We start from the raw sequence: 17,154 nt of genomic DNA, 5'->3' as shown, positions 1-17,154 counted from the left end.
CGCATGTTCCTCACGCTCACCGAGGCGAAACGGGAACTGGCGAAAGAGATTGCTGGCTGTAACCCAAACGCGGGAATGACGCTCACCCAGTGGCACGAGCGCTACTGGCCTGCCGTCGCCGCGTCGGTACGCGTCGGAACAGCGCGCGGGTATGACGTGTCGTGGCGCAAGCGGGTGCAGCCGACCCTCGGCGATAAGAAGCTCGAAGACATCACCTCGCCGCTCATCGAATCGGCAATGGTGTCGTGGGCGGGTTCGCCGTCGATCAAGGTCGATTCGCTCGCGGTGCTCAGCCGCCTGCTCGACGGAGCGAGGCGGGCGAGGATCATCGATTACAACCCGGCACGCGAGGTGAAGCGCCCGAGCCAGGACACCTCCGTATCGCCGACTTCGCGGGCACTCACCGTGCGACAGATCACGAAGATACTCGAACTCATCGAGCCGGGTGTGTACCGTCGCTACGCGGCGGCGCTCGTATTCACGGGGATGCGGGCAGGCGAGGCGACCGCGATGCGGGTGCGCGATGCCGACTTGCGGCAGGGAATCCTCCGCGTCAGCCGAAGCTTCTCACCCGGCAAGAACGGTGAGCTGATCGAGCAGAGCCCGAAGAGCCACAAGGAACGAGAGGTGCCGATCACGAAGCAGCTCCTCCCGCACGTTCTCGAAGCGGCCAAGGGCAAAGAGCCCGACGACCTGCTGTGGGCCGGGCCGAACGGTAGCAGGCTCACCGCGCGGAACTTCCGTCGCGCGGTCGAGTGGGAGAAGATCAAGACCGCACTGCGCCGCCCCGACCTGCGCGTGCACGACCTCCGGCACACCTTCGCCACGATCCTCTTCGACGCCGGAGCATCCGCACCCGACGTTCAGGCGGTGCTCGGACACTCCAGCCTGCAAGTCACCGAACGCTACTCACGAGCACGCGAGGGCGTCGCGCGGCGAGCGGGGTCGGTACTCGATGGGCTCTTCGAGCCGGACGAGCCGAACCGGAAGAAGAAAGGCAAGATTCACGAGATGAAGAAACCGCGCCGCAATCGAGCGACCCCGAATCCCTACGACTCGTTCGCCGATCCGTTCGGCAGCAACTCCGGCCGCCGCAATGGCCCAAATTTGGCCCAAGGTCACCGAGGGCTCGGTCTCTAGCCCTGAAAATGGATCCTGCGACTGCGCGCAGGACGACGCTGGGAACGGCGCGGGGTGATGACAAAGCCAAGCAGAACCACCGCCTGACCAGGAAAAATAAAAGAACCCCCAAGAGTAGAAGCCTCTTGAGGGTTCAGCAGCGGTGTAATACTCCGCTACGTGGCTCCGACCGGCATCGATCCGGTGACCTTTCGATTTTCAGTCGAACGCTCTACCAACTGAGCTACAGAGCCTGGGATCAACCTAATGGCGACCGCCGGAGACGAAGAAACCCTTCCGAGGAAGGGCTCTTCATCTGGCGACCCTGACGGGACTTGAACCCGCGACCTCCGCCGTGACAGGGCGGCGCGCTAACCAACTGCGCCACAGGGCCATAGTGTGTTGATGCACACAGTGTGTATTCAATTGTGTTTCGGTGTTAGTGACCCCAACGGGATTCGAACCCGTGCTGCCGCCGTGAAAGGGCGGTGTCCTAGGCCGCTAAACGATGGGGCCGAAGCGATTTCTCGCTTGCTACCGAGATGAAAGCTTACGATGAATCTCCCGCACCGCGCAAATCGGGGCCCCGCGAGCCGGTATCCCTGGCGTGTCGCACCTGGTTGCGGCGGAATTCAGCGGATGTGGATTCCGATCTCCCCCTTTTCGGATGGGGTGAGAAGTGGCAGGGTGAAAAGCGAACGGTCCGCAGCGACGCGGGCCGCTTCGATTGGAGGCCGACTATGTCATCCCATCCTCTCGATTCGCTTTCGGGTGAGGAGATTTCCGCGACCGCTGCGGTGCTGGCGCGCGAGCGGGGCGTTGACGGCGGCTGGCGTTACGCATCTATGATCCTGCGGGAGCCCCCGAAAGAGGAGGTGCTCGCCTGGAGCGAGGGCGATCCGATTGTCCGGCGCTCCCTTTCGGTGCTGTGGAACAAGTCGAGGAACGAGGTGTTCGAGGCCGTCGTGAACCTGTCGGCGGCCGGTGGCGAGCTCGAGACGTGGGTGCATAGGCCGGGTGTCACCCCGAATTTCACGGTGGACGAGTATCACGACTGCGACGCCGCCCTTCGCGCCAATCCCGCGGTGCGGGTGGCGCTCGAGGCGCGCGGCGTTGATCCCGATCTGGTCCTGTTCGACCTGTGGACGTACGGTCACGCGGTCATGCCTGAGCAGTGGCGCGATCGCCGGCTTGGCTGGGTCGATATTTGGGTGCGCGCTTCGAAGGGCGGGAACCCGTACGCGCATCCGGTGAGCGGACTGAAGATCATCATCGACGTGAACACGATGGAGGTGCTCGATCTCGACGAGGCGCACGACCGGGGTTTCCCCGAGGTCGATGGCGAGTACACGCCGGAGCTGCGGGAGACGCCGGAGCGGAGTGATCTGAAGCCGCTCGATATTGTGCAGCCGGAAGGGGTGTCGTTCGAGCTCGACGGTTCCTTGATCCGGTGGCAGGACTGGGAGTTCCGCCTCGGCTTCAACTATCGCGAGGGTCCCGTGATTTACGAGGTCAAGTGCCGCGACAAGGGTCGGTCAGGCGGCGAGCGCGGCGAGTTGCGCGATATCGCCTACCGCATGTCGCTCGCGGAGATGATCGTTCCCTATCGAGACTCGAGCTTTGATCATTACCGCCGCACGGCATTCGATATTGGCGAGTGGGGCCTCGGGTATATGTGTACCTCGCTGGAGCTGGGATGCGATTGCCTGGGCGAGATCACCTATCTCGACGGCGTGCTGCCGGACACCTCGGGGCAGCCGCGGGTCACGAAGAACGTGATCTGCCTGCACGAGGAGGACGACGCTGTGCTGTGGAAGCACGTCGACCCGGATGCGGGCACCGAAGTTCGGCGGATGCGGCGCTTCGTGGTGTCGGTGCACGCGACGGTCGCGAACTACGAATACCTGGTCTACTGGCGGTTCTATCCGGACGGCAACATCGAGTGCGAGATCCGCGCGACGGGGATCATGGTGACCACGCCCCTGGATGATTCGGTCGCAGCTTTTCCGACGGGCACGGTCGTGGATCAACGCACGTACGCACCATTTCATCAGCACTTCCTGGTGGCCCGCCTCGACCTCGATATCGACGGCACCGCGAACACGGTCGTCGAATCCGACTCGATGCCTGCGCCGATCAGCGACACGAATCCGTTCGGCCTCGACCTCCTCACCCGCGGCACGGTGATCGAATCGGAGGCGCAGTCGGGCCGTCGCTTCGACTGGGAGCGGCAGCGCGCCTGGAAGGTGCAGAATCCGAACCGGTTGAATTCGTGGGGCGCCCCAACGGCATACAAGCTCGTCCCGACGGGGAGCTTTCCCGCGATGTTCGATGAGCATTCTCCGATCCTGAGGCGGAACCCCGTGATCGGGAACACGCTGTGGGTGACGAGGCAGCACGACACAGAGCTGTGGCCGGCCGGCGACTATCCAACGCAATCAGCGGATGATCTCGGGAACGGGATGTCGGCCTGGATCGCGGACGACGAGAGCCTCGTCGACACAGATGTGGTGCTCTGGTATGTCTTCGGCATTCACCACATCACCCGGAGCGAGGACTGGCCGGTGATGCCGGTGGACAAGGTCTCCTTCACGCTCAAGCCGTTCGGTTTCTTCGACCGCAACCCGTCGCTCGACGCTCCCCGCTCACCCGCAAAGGGTGAAACCTGCTGCGCCGGGGGTGAGTGCCACTGCGGGCACGGCTCCTGAACGGGATCTTTGCGGCTCGAGGGGTGAGATTCACGCCATCCGTCGATCTCATCTTTCGGGCCGAGTACGCGCCGTTGCTACTGTGAGAAGGAATCCCGAAGTACGGCGTCCGATCAGGAGAAAAAGGAGGTGCGCACGTGGCCGAGATGCTCTCACTCATGCAGGAGGAGGCGGTGCGTTTCTGCGCCGAGCTGATCCGGATCGACAGCACGAACACCGGGGATCCCGCGAGCACCGGAGATGGTGAGACGCGGTGCGCCGAGCTCATCCGGGATTGGCTCTCCGAGCTCCCCTCCGAGTGGTTCGAGCGCGTTCCCGGACGAGGCAATCTAGTGGTGAGCATCCCCGGTAAGGATCCGCAGCTTCCCCGTCTCGCGATCCACGCGCACACGGACGTGGTGCCGGCAGATCCGGTGAAGTGGAGCGTCGATCCGTTCGCCGGAGAAATCCGCGACGGCCGCGTGTGGGGTCGCGGCGCAGTCGATATGAAGGACATGATCGGCATGCTCGTCGCGGCAGTCCGTCAGACACTCAGGGAGGGGCACCGCCCGAGACGCGGCATCGTGCTGCTCTTCGTCGCCGACGAGGAGGTCGAGGGCGCCAACGGCATGGGCTTCCTCGTCGACGAGCACCCGGAAGTGTTCCGCGGGGTGAACGAGGCGATCGGCGAGGTCGGCGGGTTCTCCGTCCCCACGCCCACGGGCGACGCCTACACGATCGGAATCGCCGAGAAGGGCATCGCGTGGGCCACGCTCCGGGCCACGGGCACCGAGGGGCACGGCTCCATGGTGCCGAACCTCGAGGGCGCTCCGGCGCGCCTCGTAGCGGCCCTCCAACGCATTTCCGAGCACGAGTGGCCCGAGGAGGTCGACGCGACGGCGAGCGCCGTGCTCACGGGGCTGGGGAGCGTTCTCGGCGTGCACGTGGATCCGCGCGACGAATCCGGGTTCGCGCAGGCACTCGCCCCGCTCGGCCCCGTCGCCGGCATGTTCTCGAACGCGTTCCGAACGACCGCGGCCATCACCCAGGTCCACGCGGGGAGCAAGACCAACACGGTGCCGGGCGAGGCAATCGCCACGGTCGATTGCCGGATCGCCCCTGGCCGTGATGAGGAGTTCCGACGCGTGTTCGCCGAGCTCGTCGGGCCCGGAATCGAAGTGACCTGGGAGACGGGGCAGAGCGTCGTCGCCCCCTACGACACGGCACTCGTCGCGAGCATGCGCGCGGCCGTCCAAGCGGTTCAGCCCGATGCACAATTCCTTCCCTTCCTCACGGGCGGAGCCACCGATGCGAAGTCGCTCGATCGCCTCGGCATCGCCTGCTACGGCTTCGTACCGCTCCGGCTCCCTCCCGGCTTCGATTTCCCCGGAGCCTTCCACGGCATCGACGAGAGCGTTCCTGTCGATGCGCTGCGCACCGGCTCGCTGATCCTGCGCGAGTTCCTCCTGTCCCAGTAATCCCCTGACCACAGCCCCCCACCCGCGAGAAGGCAGAATGACCAGCACCACCCCAGACCATCAGCACGGAACCGCCGCGAGCAGCGATCTCCCTCACGCAGCATTCGCGAGCCGGGAACGACACTTCCGCCCCTCGCCCGTGCGCTCGGTGTGGGACATCCCCAAGGGCCCCGACATGATCTCCCTCGCCGGCGGAAACCCGGACCTCTCCGGTCTCCCGCTCGAGCAGCTCGGCGCGACAGCCGCACGCCTCATCGAGGAGCAGGGCCTCGAGGTGCTGCAGTACGGCGCCGGATCCGGCATCGACCCGCTTCGCGAGCAGCTCGCCGCGATCATGCGCCGCGCGGGCATCGAAGCGGACCCGCACGACATCCTGATCACCGCGGGCTCCCAACTCGGCCTCGAACTGGTGACCTCGCTGTTCTGCAATCCGGGGGACGTCATTCTGGCCGAGAGCCCCACCTACGTTGGGGCGATCGGCACATTCCAGGGTCTCGAGGCCGAGGTGCGCCACATCGAGTGCGACGACGACGGGCTCGTTCCCGAGTCGCTCGAGCGCGCGATCGCCGAGGCGCGCGCCGAGGGCCGCACGGTCAAGCTGCTCTACACGATCCCCAACTTCACCAACCCGAGCGGCCGCACGCTCACCGCGGAGCGCCGCGCCAGCGTTGCCGAGATCTGCCGCGCGGCCGGAATCACGGTCGTCGAAGACGACCCCTACGGCCTCGTCCGCTTCGACGGAGAGCCGGTCCCCGCGATCCGCGCGAACAACCCCGAGGTCATCTACCTCGGTTCCCTGAGCAAGATCTTCTCCCCCGGCATCCGCATCGGCTGGGTGCTCGCCCCCAAACACGTGCGGGACCGCCTCCAGCTCCTGTGCGAGGCGACCATCATCCACGCCTCCATCCTGAGCCAGCACCTCGCCCTCGAATACCTCCGCGGCGACTGGGAGCGCGACCTCGCGGCATCCGTCGACCGATACCGCGAACGGGCGCACGCCATGCTCGAAGCGCTCCCGGACGCGATGCCCGCCGGCACCACCTGGACCACACCAGAGGGCGGGTTCTTCGTATGGATCGAACTCCCCGAGGGCTACTCCGCCGACGCCGCCTTCGAGCGCGCCGTCGATGAGGGAGTCATCTTCGTCCCCGGCTCGGGCTTCCTCGCGCACGGAAACGCGCCCCGAAGCCTCCGCCTGAGTTTCTCCGGCGAAACGCCGGAGCGCATTCGCGAGGGGGTGGCACGCCTCGGCCGCGCAATCGCGGCAACCGCGGGCACGGAGCACGCACCAGGCACAGAGTAGTTCGCGCGCCGCCCAGAGCGGGCGAGCACGCGCGCACGCGGCTGCGGCCGGAAACGGACGATCCCGCTCCCGGCCGCAGCCGCCGCACACCGCACTACCAGTGGCGATGCTCCCCCTCGCCCGAGTAGTCCGGCCAGGGCAGGTCGATCGGCGCCTCGAAATCGGCCGGGAGCAGCGCCGGCATCGGCTCCGCCTCCACCCGCTCCGCGAACTCCCGCTTCGCCTCAGCGAGCACCTCCGGCTTCGTCAGCAGATCGAGGAACGTCCCCGCAATCGTCTTCCCCGCCGTCACGATCGTCGGCGCGATCGTCGCAGGAATCCCGCCCAGCGCGTTCATCACCCACGACGGATACGGCCCGGCGCCCTCCACCGGCTGCAGCGCCGGCCGCGACACGTAGAACCGCACCAGCGGGGCGTAGTGCGACATCTCCACATAGTCATCGCTCGTCCAATTCCGCTGCCACGCCGGCATGTGCTCGCGCAGACCGCGCTCCGCCTCCTGCGGCGAGATCAGCTGCTCCGTCTCCGCGAGGAACGGCCGCGTCGCGGGCTCCATGCCGAGCGAACGCTGCACCTCCTGAGCCACCGCGATCGCCTCCGGACCGTACGACGGCGCCCCGACCTCCTCGAGATTCGAGAACAGGACCGTCGACATCGCGTGATTCGTGCGTCCTGGGCGGCTCCGCGCCACCCAGCGCTCCTCGACCTCGCAGTGCGCCATCGACGCCGCCGCGGCGGCATTGCGATCCAGCACCTTCAAAATATGCTCCGCCATCTCGATATCCGGCGTCCGCCAAGAGAACTGCAGCCGGGCCACCCGCTGCGGCAGGTTATCCGCCGTCGCCTGACCGTCCGAGAGGATCGCATCCGAGAAGCTCCACCCGCCAGACGCCGGCAGCATCGAGTCGAGCATCGTCCGCGACGCCGAATACATCTGCATCAGCGCGACATTCGCCCCGGGCGCGCGAGCGGCCGAGTGCGAGGCAGGGATCGGGGAATTCGGGTCAGCACTCGAGATCTGCCAGGTCTCCGGATGATCGCAGACGAAGGAGTACACCTTCGAGTAGTACGCCCCGCACTGCGTGTCCCAGCGCGCCGTATTGCACAGGGGCAGCATGTAGAACGGGTGGAACGACACGATCGCGTCGACACCGTCGTAATACCCGCGGAGGCCGTGCACCACCTTCGAGCCGTGCATCTTCTCCGCGGGCTCCCCCGTGTACTTGATCGTGCCCGCGATGCCGTGCTCCTCCATCGCACGCTTCGTCGCCAGGACACCGGCGAGCGTGGAAATCCCCAGCACCGAGTGCGGATCCGTGTGCCCGGGCGCGAAGCGCGTGAGCCCCTCGCGCGGTGCCTCCGACGTCGTCGCCGCCTGGCTGTTGCCCGGCACAGCGTCGTACTCGGCGTAGGTGAGCACCGTCGGCCCCTCGCCGTTCGACCACACCGCGCTGAACGCCGTCGGCATCCCCGCCGACCCGTCCTCCACCTCGAACCCCTCGGAGCGCAGCAGCTCCACGTACCACTGCTGCGAGCGGTACTCCCGCCACGCGGGCTCCGCAAGCTCCCAAATATGGGTGTGCCACTCGGTGAGGCGCTCCAGATTGTCGTCGATCCAGGCCTGCGCGGTCTGCTTCGCCGCGGCCGTCAGCTCGGTCACGATCCGTCCTTTCGTTCGATCATCAACGTCGGTCTGTCAGCAACGTTGATCGTTCATCAGCGTCGATCGCTGCTGGGTTCGGGCCGAACGGCCCGGGCATTCGGGTTTCGCGGGGCGGAAAACGCCCCGAAATACGCCGCGGAGGACCACCCGATCGGGCAGCCCTCCGCGACGCACGCTCCTCACCTAGCGCACGCTGCGCGGGGAGGAAGGGCTGTTCACGGGCGCATCGGGGCGGCCGTTCTCGGCGAGCGCGATCGCGTTCTGCGCCTGGATCCGCACGTACTCGGCCTCGGTGCGGTCCGAGAAGTACGCGATGTGCGGCGTGAGCACCACGTCGTCGCGGCCGAGCAGCGGATGGCTCGCCGCGGGCGGCTCCTCCTCCAGCACGTCGAGCGCGGCCGCGGAGAGCTGGCCAGAGTCGAGTGCGGCAACGAGCGCCGGCACGTCGACGAGAGCGCCGCGAGACACGTTCACGAGCACCGCGCCCTGCGGCATCGCCGCGAGGAACTCGGCATCGATCATGCGCTCGGTGTCCTCCGTGAGCGGCAGGTGCAGCGAGAGCACGTCGGCCGCCTCCCGCACCTCCTCCAGAGAACCGCGTTCAATTCGCAGATCGGACAGCAGTTCGCGGATCTCAGTGGTGTCCGGGAGGAAGGGATCGTAGCCGACGATCCGGCCGAACAGCGGCCCGGCGAGGCGAACGAGTTCGCGCCCGATCTTGCCGAGGCCGACGATCCCGAGCGTCGTCTCGCTGAGGCGGCGGGGCGGCACCGCGGCCCGCTCGTTCCACCGCTCGGCATTCGCCGATCCGAGGTAGAACGGCAATTGCCGGGCCGCGTGCAGCAGGATCGCGAGCGCGTGGGTCGCCACCTCCTCGGTCGCGGCGCCCGGGACGTTCGACACCCAGACGCCGTGTTCGGCGGCGGCGTCGATGTCGACGAAGTCGAAGCCCATCGACATGCAGGCCAAGAGCTTCAGCTTCGGCAGCGCCTCGATGACCTCGCGCGGCACGGCCGCGTAGCCGAGGAGCAGCATGTCGGCGTCCTGTGCCCCGGCGATAATCGCCTCCGGATCACGGGTTTCGAGGATGCGCACCTCGAACCCGGCCTCCTCGAGCATGCGCACGCCGTTCGAGACGTCCGAGTCCTCCGTGTCGGTGTAGACGGCGACGAAGCCGCTGCCGACGCCCGCGCTCATTCGCCGCCCTCCGCAGCCGCGAACGCCGCCGCACCGACGTCGAAGCGGTCCTGCCGGATGTGGATCACCTGCAGGCCGCCGTCGGAGACCGCGGTGCGGACCGCCTCGGCGAGCTCGTCGGCGTTGCCCACCGAGCGCCCGGCGCCGCCGAACGCGACGCCGAGTGCGGCCCAGTCCGGCTGGGTGAGCTGCACGCCGACCGGGGCGATCCCGGCGTCGGCCTCGTTCTGCTCGATCTCCGCGTAACCGCCGTTGTCCACGACGATCACGTTCACGTCGAGGCCCTGCTCGACGACCGTGATGAACTCCTGCACCGAGAACATGAGCGCGCCGTCCCCGATCACGACGAATGACGGGCGGTCCGGCGCACCGATCCTGGCGCCGAGCGCGGCGGGCAGGCCGTAGCCGAGCGTCGCGTAGGTCGCCATATACGGGGTCGAGTTGGGCTTCGAAACGACGAGCTCGTTGAGGAGTCCGCAGTAGCCGATGCGGGAGGAGTCGGTCGCGACGATCGCGTTCTCGGGCAGCGCGGCCGAGATCGCTGCGGCGAGCGCGGCGTCACGCGGCGAGAGCCGCTCGGACTCGCGGGCCGCAGCGGCGAGGGACTCGATGACGAGCGTCTCGGCGGGCTCGAGGCGGGCGCGCGCGGCGTCGCTCATCGCGCCGAGTTCGGCGACGATCGCGCCGATCACGGTCGCGGAGTCCCCCACGATCCCCAGGTCAACCCGCTGATTCTTGTTCAGCTGCGACTCCAGGATGTCGACCCGGATCACCGTGCCCGTCGCGTGCAGCGCGTCGGTCCAGAGCTCGGCCTCGCCGAGCTTCGAGCCGACGATGAGGAGCACGTCAGCGTCGCGGGCCACGTTGCGGGCCGCGGCGAGGCGCAGGTTCGAGCCGAGCGCGAGGGGGTGGCGCTCGTCGAGCACTCCCTTCGCGTTGAGCGTCGACACGAGCGGGGCGCTCAGCCGTTCGGCGAGCGCGCGGAGTTCCGTCACGGCGCCGCGTGAGCCGCCGCCGGCGAGGATCACGGGCTGCTTCGCGCCGTCGAGGAGGCGCGCGGCCTCCGCCACGGCCTCGGCTGCGGGTGCCGCGGGGGCCGCGAACGTACGCGCGGCGGTCGCCTCCGCGTCGATCCCGGCCTCCTCCTCGAGCAGGTCGAGGGGCACCTCGATGTAGACGGGGCGGGGCCGCGATGTCGCGAACATCTCGAACGCGTCGTGCACGGCGTCGACGGCCTCCTGCGCGGTCTGCACGCGGCGACCCCACTCGACGATCGCGGATGCGGCTCCGAGCTGGTCTTTCGTCTCGTGCAGCGTGCCGACATCGGCGAACTCGGCGCCGCGTGCTGGCCCGGGGGCGAGGATGATCATCGGGCGCGACTCGCAGTACGCGGTGCCCGCGGAGGACAGGGCGTTCAGGAGCCCCGGTCCGCTCGTCGTGATCACGACGCCCGGCTTGCCGGTCTGCAGCGACCAGCCGTCGGAGCCGTAGCCCGCGCCCTGCTCGTGGCGGCTCGTCACAGGGCGGATCCCGAGCTGGCGCAGTGGCCGGTAGAACTCGAGGTTGTGGGTTCCGGGGATCCCGAACACGGTGTCGACGCCGTAGTTGCGGATCGTCTCGATCACCACCCAGCCGGTGGTGCGCTTCTCAACTGTTTGCATGATCAGGACCTACTCTCCCGCCGTGAAGCGGACCGTGCCGTCGACCCACGTCTCGAGGACCGGGATCGCGGCGATGTCTGCGCCGTCGACGTCCAGCGGCGAGGCGCCGAGCACGACGAAGTCCGCGCGCTTGCCGGCCTCGAGCGAGCCGAGCTCGGCCTCACGGCCGATCGAGATCGCGCCCTCGAGGGTGTGTCCGCGCAGCGCCTCGGCGGGGCTGATCCGGAGCGAGTCGGGGCCGAGCTTCGCGCCGCGGCGGGTGACGCGCGTCACGGCGGCCTGGATCGCCTCGAGGGGACGCGGCTCGGCGACGGGGGCGTCGGACGAGATCGTGATCGGCACGCCGGCGTCGCGGAACTCGCCGAGCGGATTGAAGCGCTCACCGGGGGTTCCGACGGCCTGCTCGACGCCCTCGCCCCAGTTGTAGTAATGCTGGGTCTGGTTCACGGGGCGGATGCCGAGCTCCGCCATGCGCGCGACCTCCTCGGTCGCGGGCAGGCCGCAGTGCTCGATCCGGTGCCGGGCATCGGAGTCGGGGCGATCCTGCAGCGCGAGCTCGATCGCGTCGACGACCATCTTGATCGCGATCGGCGACTGCGCGTGCGTCGCCGTCTGCAGGCCCGCGCCGTGCGCCTTGCGCACGAGCTCCGTGTACTCGCGGGGCTCGTGGTACAGCTGGCCCTTGCGGCAGGGATCGCCGAGGTAGCCATCGGGGAAGTACGCGGTCCAGCCGCCGAGGGTGCCATCGGCGTAGAGCTTGATGCCTGCCGCCGAGAGGAACGCATTGCCGAACGGGCCCGTGAACCCCAGATCAATGACCTGATCGAGGAGGTGCGAGAGGAAGTAAATCGAGACGCGCATGTTGAGCGCGCCGCGATCGGCCATCGCGAGGTAGGCGGCGAACTCGCGCTGCGACACCTGCGCGTCGCCGATCGCGGTCACACCGCCCGCGAGGAACTCGCGCTGCACGAGGTCCATCTGGCGCTGGTGCTCTGCGGGCTCGTCGGCGAGGTGGAAGTTGGGGCCGTGGTGACCGATCTTCACGCCGTGCAGGCCGGTGAGCACGTTGCATGCCGCGTCGGAGAGCTCGCCCGTGAGCTCCCCATCGGCGTCGCGGAAGAACTCGCCGCCCTCGGGGTTCGGGGTGTCCTTCGTGACGCCGTACTTCTCCAGCGTGAAGCTGTTCACGACTCCGCCGTGGCCGGAGGCGTTCATGATGTACACCTCGCGGTCGGTGGCGACCTGGTCGAGCTCGTGGCGGGTGGGGTGGCGGCGCTCCTCGAGGTTGCGCTGCTCGTAGCCGAAGCCGCGGATCGGCACTCCGGCCGGGAGTTTCTTCGCGCCTTCGCGGAGCAGCTCCACAATCTCGGGGATGTTCTTCGCCTCGGCAGGGCCCACGTCGACCCAGGTGAGCAGCTGCCCGTACATGAGCGGGTGCGCGTGGGCGTCGATGAAGCCGGGGACGATCGTGGCGTCCGGGTAGTCGGCGCGCACCGGATCGAGCCCTGCAGCCTCGGCTGCGGACTCGACCTCGGTGCGCGAGCCGACGGCGAGGATGCGACCGCCCGCGGTGAGCATGGCCTCCGCGGTCGGGTTGTTCTCGTCCACGGTCAGGATGGTGCCTGCCGTGACGATGGTCGGTTCAGAGTCGCGGGCGTCAAACGTGGCGAGCGGTCGCATGGGTCCTTACTTTCCTTCGGGGGTGGTGACGGTGGTCGTGTCGAGGCGCGCGTTGAACGAGCCCGTCACGGGTGCCAGATCGGAGTGCTGGGGTGCGAACCAGGTCGACACCCAGGCGATGAGGGCGAGGACGCCGTAGAGCGCCACGACCGACCAGATGCTGCCGGTCGCGAGCATCAGCGCCGAAGCAATCACGGGCGAGAGGCCGCCGAAGATCGCGGCGCCGAGTCCGTAGGACAGCGACATCGACGTGTAGCGCGACTGCGGGCGGAACATCTGCGCCATCAGGGCGGACAGCGGGGCCCACGTGCCGCTCATCGCGACGCGGATGAGCGTGACGAAGAGGTAGATCATCGTGACGCTGTGATTCTGGATCGAGAGAATGAGCGGCAGCACGAGGACGAACGACGAGGCGATGCCGATGTACATGAGCACCTTCGGGCCGATCTTGTCACCGAGCCACGCGAGGGGCAGGGTCACGATCGTCTCGAACAGCGAGGCGATCGCCATGGCACCGACGATGACGACAGCGGGGAGCCCGACCTCGGGGCTTGTCGCGTAACTCTGCACGAACGCGGTCGCGATGTAGTAGCCGCCCGAGGCGACGGCGACCATGCCGATGCCCATGAGGATCGGGAACCAGTTGTTCTTGAGGGCGAAGAGGACGGGCGTCGACTGCTCCTGGCCCTCGACCTTGGCTTCGAAGACGGGCGTCTCCTCGACGGCGTAGCGGACCCAGATGCCGACGCCGATGAGCACGACCGAGAACAGGAACGGGATGCGCCAGCCCCACTCGCGGAGGGCGTCGTCCCCCAGGAGCGCGAGCAGCCAGAAGGCACCGCTCGAGAGCAGCGCGCCGAGCGGGTTGCCGAGCTGGGTGAAGCCGCCGTAGAAGGTCTTGTACTTCTCGGGCGCGCTCTCCACGGCCATGAGACTCGCGCCGCCCCACTCGCCGCCGACGGCGAGACCCTGGCAGACGCGGAGCAGGATGAGCAGGATCGGGGCCCAGATGCCGATCGTGTTGTAGCCGGGGAGGCAGCCGACGAGCACCGTGGCGACACCCATGAGGAGCAGGGTGATCGTGAGGGCGGGCTTGCGACCGAGCTTGTCGCCGATGTGGCCGAAGATGATGCCGCCGAGGGGGCGCACGAAGAAGGCGACGGCGTAGGTGGCGAACGAGGCGAGCACGCCCATTGCCGGGTCGGCCTCCGGGAAGAAGACGTGCGGGAAGATGAGCGCGGCCGCGGTGGCATAGACGTAGAAGTCATACCACTCGACCGTGGTGCCGACCATGGCCGCGAAACCGGCCTTGATCGCGCGCCGGTGGTTGAACCCCGGCGCCTGGGTGGAGGTACTGGACATTCGAAGCTCCTTTGCTTGGGCAGGATGCCACAGGGCGTCGATCGCCCAGTTGCGGCCGACTCTAGACCGTTTCGCGCGGTATCGCTACGCACTTGATCGGCAAAATTCGCATCTGAACCGCTGTTCTGCGTCAATGACCGCTGATTTTGTTGATGATCACTGGTATTGAGTGGTGTGTGCGGCATTTCTGCGTACCGAAGTCGGCAAAGGAGCGTAAGTTGATTGCGGGGCGTGCGCCGGGTTCCGGACGCATGCATGGGCGGATCGGGCCGAATGCCCCGGTGCGTCGGCCTCGCGAGAAGGGACCGGCATGGCGGAGACGAGCGGGCGAAACGATTCGGGGTCTCTCGACGAGTCGCTGCTGCGGGCACTGCGCGACGACGGGCGCGCGAGCATCAAGGATCTCGCGGCCCTCCTCGGCGTCAGCCGCGACGTGGTGTCGCAGCGCCTCCGGCTCCTGTCCGAGCGCGACGGCCTCCGCGTGGTCGCCGCGCTCGACCCGCGGTTCGCCGGCCACAACGTGCTCACGAACTCGAAGGTCGAGGTGGAGGGTCCCGCGGCACCGGTCGCCCGCCGGATCGCGGAGCTCGATTCGACGGTGTTCGTCTCGCTCACGAGCGGGCAGTACCCGATCGTGTTCGAATCGCGAGACGCCGATCCCGCGGGGCTGCACCGGGTGCTCGACGCCGTCCGTTCGATTCCCGGCGTGCGCCAGGTCCGCGTCACCACGTACGTGGAGATCATCAAGGGGTTTTTTGTCGCTGATGAGCGGGTCGAGATCAGGCTCGACGCGCTCGACGAGGCGCTCATCGCGGAACTGCAGGTGGATGGCCGGGCCTCGTACCGCGCGCTCGCGGACACGGTGCACCTCTCGCCCTCATCGGCGCGGGCGCGCGTGCACCGGATGATCGACGCGGGCGTGATCCGGATCTCGACGATCACGTCGGGCATGCTCTCGCAGGGTCGGCTCGCGATCGGGCTCGGGATCATTGCGCGCGGTGACGCCGCCCCCATAGTGGAGGCGTTGCGCGCCGATCCCGCGGTGGATCTCGCGGCCCGCAGCCACGGCAGCTACGACTTTGTGGCGACGATCGTCGGCAATTCGGCGAAGCAGCTGCTCGGGACGATCGAGGCTCTGCGCGGGGTGCCCGAGGTGGGGTCAGTCGAGTCGTGGACGCACTACGACATCGTCAAAGAGAGTTACGATCGGGCGACCGGCGGCACCCTGTCGCGCTGAGGCGCGCCGCTAGCCGCCGAGGGCGCGCTGGACACGGCTGAGTGAGATGTTCTCGTGCACGAGGACGCCCTGACTGGTGCGCTGCTCGAAGTTGTAGCCCATCTTGCCCTGGCAGAGCATGCCGATGAGATACGGTTCTGCGGCATTCCACATGATCCAGGTCGGCTGGCCGTGCGCGTTCCGACCGAGGAACGTGATCTCGATGTTCCGTCCCCCGATGTCCTGCACGGTGGGGGCCAGCGTTTCGCGGGAAAGGGCGAAGCCCCCGTCATCCGACTGCCTCTGCACCTTGCTCATAGCACGATCCTAGCGAATACTCGGGCGTGAGTGGCAGTACACGGCCGGTGTTCCGTTGCGGAAAGATTCGCGCGGTCGATATCGGCGTCGACTCGGGGGCTCCCGCCGCGGTGGACGCCGGCCCGCCCGGGGTCCCCGGGCGCCTGGTCCGCGGCGCACCGGGGATCCGGATCAGGCTCCTGCGAAGAAAGCCCCGGTCGCGAGGGCGATCCCGTGGAGGTCTCTGACGTGTGCGAGTTCTCGCGCGGAGTGCATCGACAGCAGCGGGACCCCCACGTCGACGGTGCGAATGCCGAGGCGAGTGGCCGTCAGCGGACCAATCGTCGAACCGCACGGCACGGTGTTGTTGGAGACGAATTCCTGGGATGGCACTCCGGCCGCCTCGCAGGCCCGGGCCCAGAGGGCCGCGCCGTGCGCGTCGGTGGCGTAGCGCTGATTCGCGTTGATCTTGAGCATCGGACCGCGCCCGGCGAGGGGACGCACCCGGGGGTCGTGCTTCTCCTGATAGTTCGGGTGAATCGAGTGGCCGGCGTCGGCGGAGATGCACCAGGAGTTCGAGAAGGCGCGCGCCCGCTCCTCAACGCTCGCGCCGAGCCCCGCGCCGATCCGCGCGAGCACCTCTTCGAGGAAGGGGCCGCTCGCGCCGGAGCGCGTATTCGAGCCGAGCTCCTCGTGGTCGAACGCAGCGACCATGGCAATGGTGCCCTCGGCGGGCTCCGTCTCGAGAATCGCCGCGAGCCCCGCGAAGGTGGAACTCAGGTTGTCCATGCGCCCCGCGGCAAGGAGGTCGCTGTTGGCGCCGATCAGTTCCGGCTTCTGCGTGTCGAAGAGGCGCGCGTCGACGCCCGCGATCGCCGCCTCAGAGATGCCGGCAGATGCGGCGAGGAGGGACAGCACCGAGACGGGCTCGCCGTCGGTGTCCGCCGCGATGATCGGCTGCGTGTGCCGCTGCCGATCAAGGGTGAGCGCGGTGTTCGCCTCGCGATCGAGGTGGATGGCGAGCTGCGGGATGCGCGCGATCGCCCCCGTGCGAGCGAGATGTTCCTGCCCCGCGCGATCGACCAGCCGGCCGGCGACGCCGAGGTCGCGGTCGAGCCAGGAGGTGAGGAGCGGGCCTCCGTAGACCTCGACGGCGAGCTGCTCCCAGCCGGCCGCCTCGAACTGCGCGTGCGGCTTGAGCACGAAACCGGGCGAATCGGTGTGCGCTCCGAGGATCCGCACCGGACTCGATGCGGAAACCCCTGCTCCGGCACGCCAGGCGATGATCGCGCCGTCGCGCACGACGAGGCCCCGGGAGCCCCCGACGAGCGGCCGCCACTCGTCGCTCTCCTCGTGCACCTCGAAGCCCGCCGCGGCAAGGTGCGCCGCGGCGATCCGGGCCGCGTGGTAGGAGGTGGGCGACGCGATCACGTAGTCCGAGATCGCCGAGATGTAGACCTCGAGGTCGTCGAGGAGGCCCCGCTGGCTCAT

12 protein-coding genes and 3 tRNA genes are annotated in these 17,154 nt (G+C 68.1%); 5 read left to right on the top strand and 10 right to left on the bottom strand.

Translation table 11 applies throughout. The annotated features are described in order from the left end of the window. The first annotated feature begins 75 nt into the window (after positions 1-75). The gene (locus tag JD292_RS00660) at positions 76-1,140 is read left to right on the top strand and encodes a tyrosine-type recombinase/integrase (RefSeq protein ID WP_200130803.1); all 1,065 of its coding nucleotides are present in this window, start codon (positions 76-78) and stop codon (positions 1,138-1,140) included. Between the two features lie 160 nt (positions 1,141-1,300). Here the strand turns inward: JD292_RS00660 and JD292_RS00655 are convergent. From JD292_RS00655 to JD292_RS00645, 3 genes are all read right to left on the bottom strand, one after another. Continuing rightward, positions 1,301-1,373 (bottom strand) — tRNA-Phe (locus tag JD292_RS00655). A 63-nt stretch (positions 1,374-1,436) separates the two neighbouring features. After that, positions 1,437-1,513 (bottom strand) — tRNA-Asp (locus tag JD292_RS00650). A 49-nt stretch (positions 1,514-1,562) separates the two neighbouring features. After that, positions 1,563-1,635: transfer RNA gene (locus JD292_RS00645), tRNA-Glu, on the bottom strand. A gap of 224 nt (positions 1,636-1,859) precedes the next feature. Here JD292_RS00645 and JD292_RS00640 point away from each other — a divergent pair. The 3 genes from JD292_RS00640 to JD292_RS00630 all read left to right on the top strand — a co-directional run bounded on the left by JD292_RS00640 (position 1,860) and on the right by JD292_RS00630 (position 6,587). After that, the gene (locus tag JD292_RS00640) at positions 1,860-3,827 is read left to right on the top strand and encodes a primary-amine oxidase (protein ID WP_200130802.1); all 1,968 of its coding nucleotides are present in this window, start codon (positions 1,860-1,862) and stop codon (positions 3,825-3,827) included. A gap of 146 nt (positions 3,828-3,973) precedes the next feature. After that, positions 3,974-5,284 (top strand): M20/M25/M40 family metallo-hydrolase, encoded by a 1,311-nt coding sequence (locus JD292_RS00635; RefSeq protein WP_233613169.1) that lies wholly within the window; start codon positions 3,974-3,976, stop codon positions 5,282-5,284. A 37-nt stretch (positions 5,285-5,321) separates the two neighbouring features. Continuing rightward, positions 5,322-6,587, top strand: a complete 1,266-nt coding sequence (locus JD292_RS00630) for an aminotransferase-like domain-containing protein (RefSeq protein ID WP_233613112.1) — start codon at positions 5,322-5,324, stop codon at positions 6,585-6,587. A 94-nt stretch (positions 6,588-6,681) separates the two neighbouring features. Here the strand turns inward: JD292_RS00630 and JD292_RS00625 are convergent, their stop codons facing one another. The 5 genes from JD292_RS00625 to JD292_RS00605 form a co-directional block, all read right to left on the bottom strand. Next, complete coding sequence (locus JD292_RS00625) at positions 6,682-8,247, bottom strand: zinc-binding metallopeptidase family protein (RefSeq protein WP_200130800.1); 1,566 nt, start codon at positions 8,245-8,247, stop codon at positions 6,682-6,684. A 186-nt stretch (positions 8,248-8,433) separates the two neighbouring features. Next, positions 8,434-9,447, bottom strand: a complete 1,014-nt coding sequence (locus tag JD292_RS00620) for a C-terminal binding protein (protein WP_200130799.1) — start codon at positions 9,445-9,447, stop codon at positions 8,434-8,436. After that, the gene (locus JD292_RS00615) at positions 9,444-11,108 is read right to left on the bottom strand and encodes a thiamine pyrophosphate-binding protein (RefSeq protein ID WP_200130798.1); all 1,665 of its coding nucleotides are present in this window, start codon (positions 11,106-11,108) and stop codon (positions 9,444-9,446) included. Before JD292_RS00615 ends, JD292_RS00620 begins: the two co-directional genes overlap by 4 nt. Positions 11,109-11,117: 9 nt before the next feature. Further along, positions 11,118-12,788, bottom strand: a complete 1,671-nt coding sequence (locus JD292_RS00610) for an amidohydrolase (protein WP_200130797.1) — start codon at positions 12,786-12,788, stop codon at positions 11,118-11,120. Positions 12,789-12,794: 6 nt separating this feature from the next. Beyond that, a complete protein-coding gene (locus JD292_RS00605) occupies positions 12,795-14,150 on the bottom strand; it encodes an MFS transporter (RefSeq protein WP_200130796.1) in 1,356 nt (451 codons plus the stop codon). Between the two features lie 310 nt (positions 14,151-14,460). Between JD292_RS00605 and JD292_RS00600 the strand changes: the two genes are divergently transcribed. Then, positions 14,461-15,387, top strand: a complete 927-nt coding sequence (locus tag JD292_RS00600) for an Lrp/AsnC family transcriptional regulator (RefSeq protein WP_200130795.1) — start codon at positions 14,461-14,463, stop codon at positions 15,385-15,387. Positions 15,388-15,396: 9 nt separating this feature from the next. Here JD292_RS00600 and JD292_RS00595 read toward each other — a convergent pair whose 3' ends face one another. Together JD292_RS00595 and JD292_RS00590 are read right to left on the bottom strand one after the other, a co-directional pair. Next, positions 15,397-15,684, bottom strand: coding sequence for a hypothetical protein (locus tag JD292_RS00595; protein WP_200130794.1), 288 nt, complete (start codon positions 15,682-15,684; stop codon positions 15,397-15,399). A 171-nt stretch (positions 15,685-15,855) separates the two neighbouring features. Further along, on the bottom strand, positions 15,856-17,154 hold the full coding sequence (locus JD292_RS00590; RefSeq protein WP_200130793.1) for a M18 family aminopeptidase: 1,299 nt from the start codon (positions 17,152-17,154) through the stop codon (positions 15,856-15,858).

The sequence above is a fragment of the Leucobacter edaphi genome, assembly GCF_016522535.1.
GTDB classification, from domain to species: domain Bacteria; phylum Actinomycetota; class Actinomycetes; order Actinomycetales; family Microbacteriaceae; genus Leucobacter; species Leucobacter edaphi.
This window is presented reverse-complemented; position numbering and strand designations above follow the sequence as displayed.

Coding starts and splice junctions, on each gene's coding strand:
- JD292_RS00590 (WP_200130793.1), bottom strand. CDS start 17,154: ATGAGCCAGCGGGGCCTCCTCGACGACCTCGAGGTCTACATCTCGGCG.
- JD292_RS00595 (WP_200130794.1), bottom strand. CDS start 15,684: ATGAGCAAGGTGCAGAGGCAGTCGGATGACGGGGGCTTCGCCCTTTCC.
- JD292_RS00600 (WP_200130795.1), top strand. CDS start 14,461: ATGGCGGAGACGAGCGGGCGAAACGATTCGGGGTCTCTCGACGAGTCG.
- JD292_RS00605 (WP_200130796.1), bottom strand. CDS start 14,150: ATGTCCAGTACCTCCACCCAGGCGCCGGGGTTCAACCACCGGCGCGCG.
- JD292_RS00630 (WP_233613112.1), top strand. CDS start 5,322: ATGACCAGCACCACCCCAGACCATCAGCACGGAACCGCCGCGAGCAGC.
- JD292_RS00640 (WP_200130802.1), top strand. CDS start 1,860: ATGTCATCCCATCCTCTCGATTCGCTTTCGGGTGAGGAGATTTCCGCG.
- JD292_RS00615 (WP_200130798.1), bottom strand. CDS start 11,108: ATGCAAACAGTTGAGAAGCGCACCACCGGCTGGGTGGTGATCGAGACG.
- JD292_RS00635 (WP_233613169.1), top strand. CDS start 3,974: ATGCTCTCACTCATGCAGGAGGAGGCGGTGCGTTTCTGCGCCGAGCTG.
- JD292_RS00610 (WP_200130797.1), bottom strand. CDS start 12,788: ATGCGACCGCTCGCCACGTTTGACGCCCGCGACTCTGAACCGACCATC.
- JD292_RS00660 (WP_200130803.1), top strand. CDS start 76: ATGACGCTCACCCAGTGGCACGAGCGCTACTGGCCTGCCGTCGCCGCG.
- JD292_RS00620 (WP_200130799.1), bottom strand. CDS start 9,447: ATGAGCGCGGGCGTCGGCAGCGGCTTCGTCGCCGTCTACACCGACACG.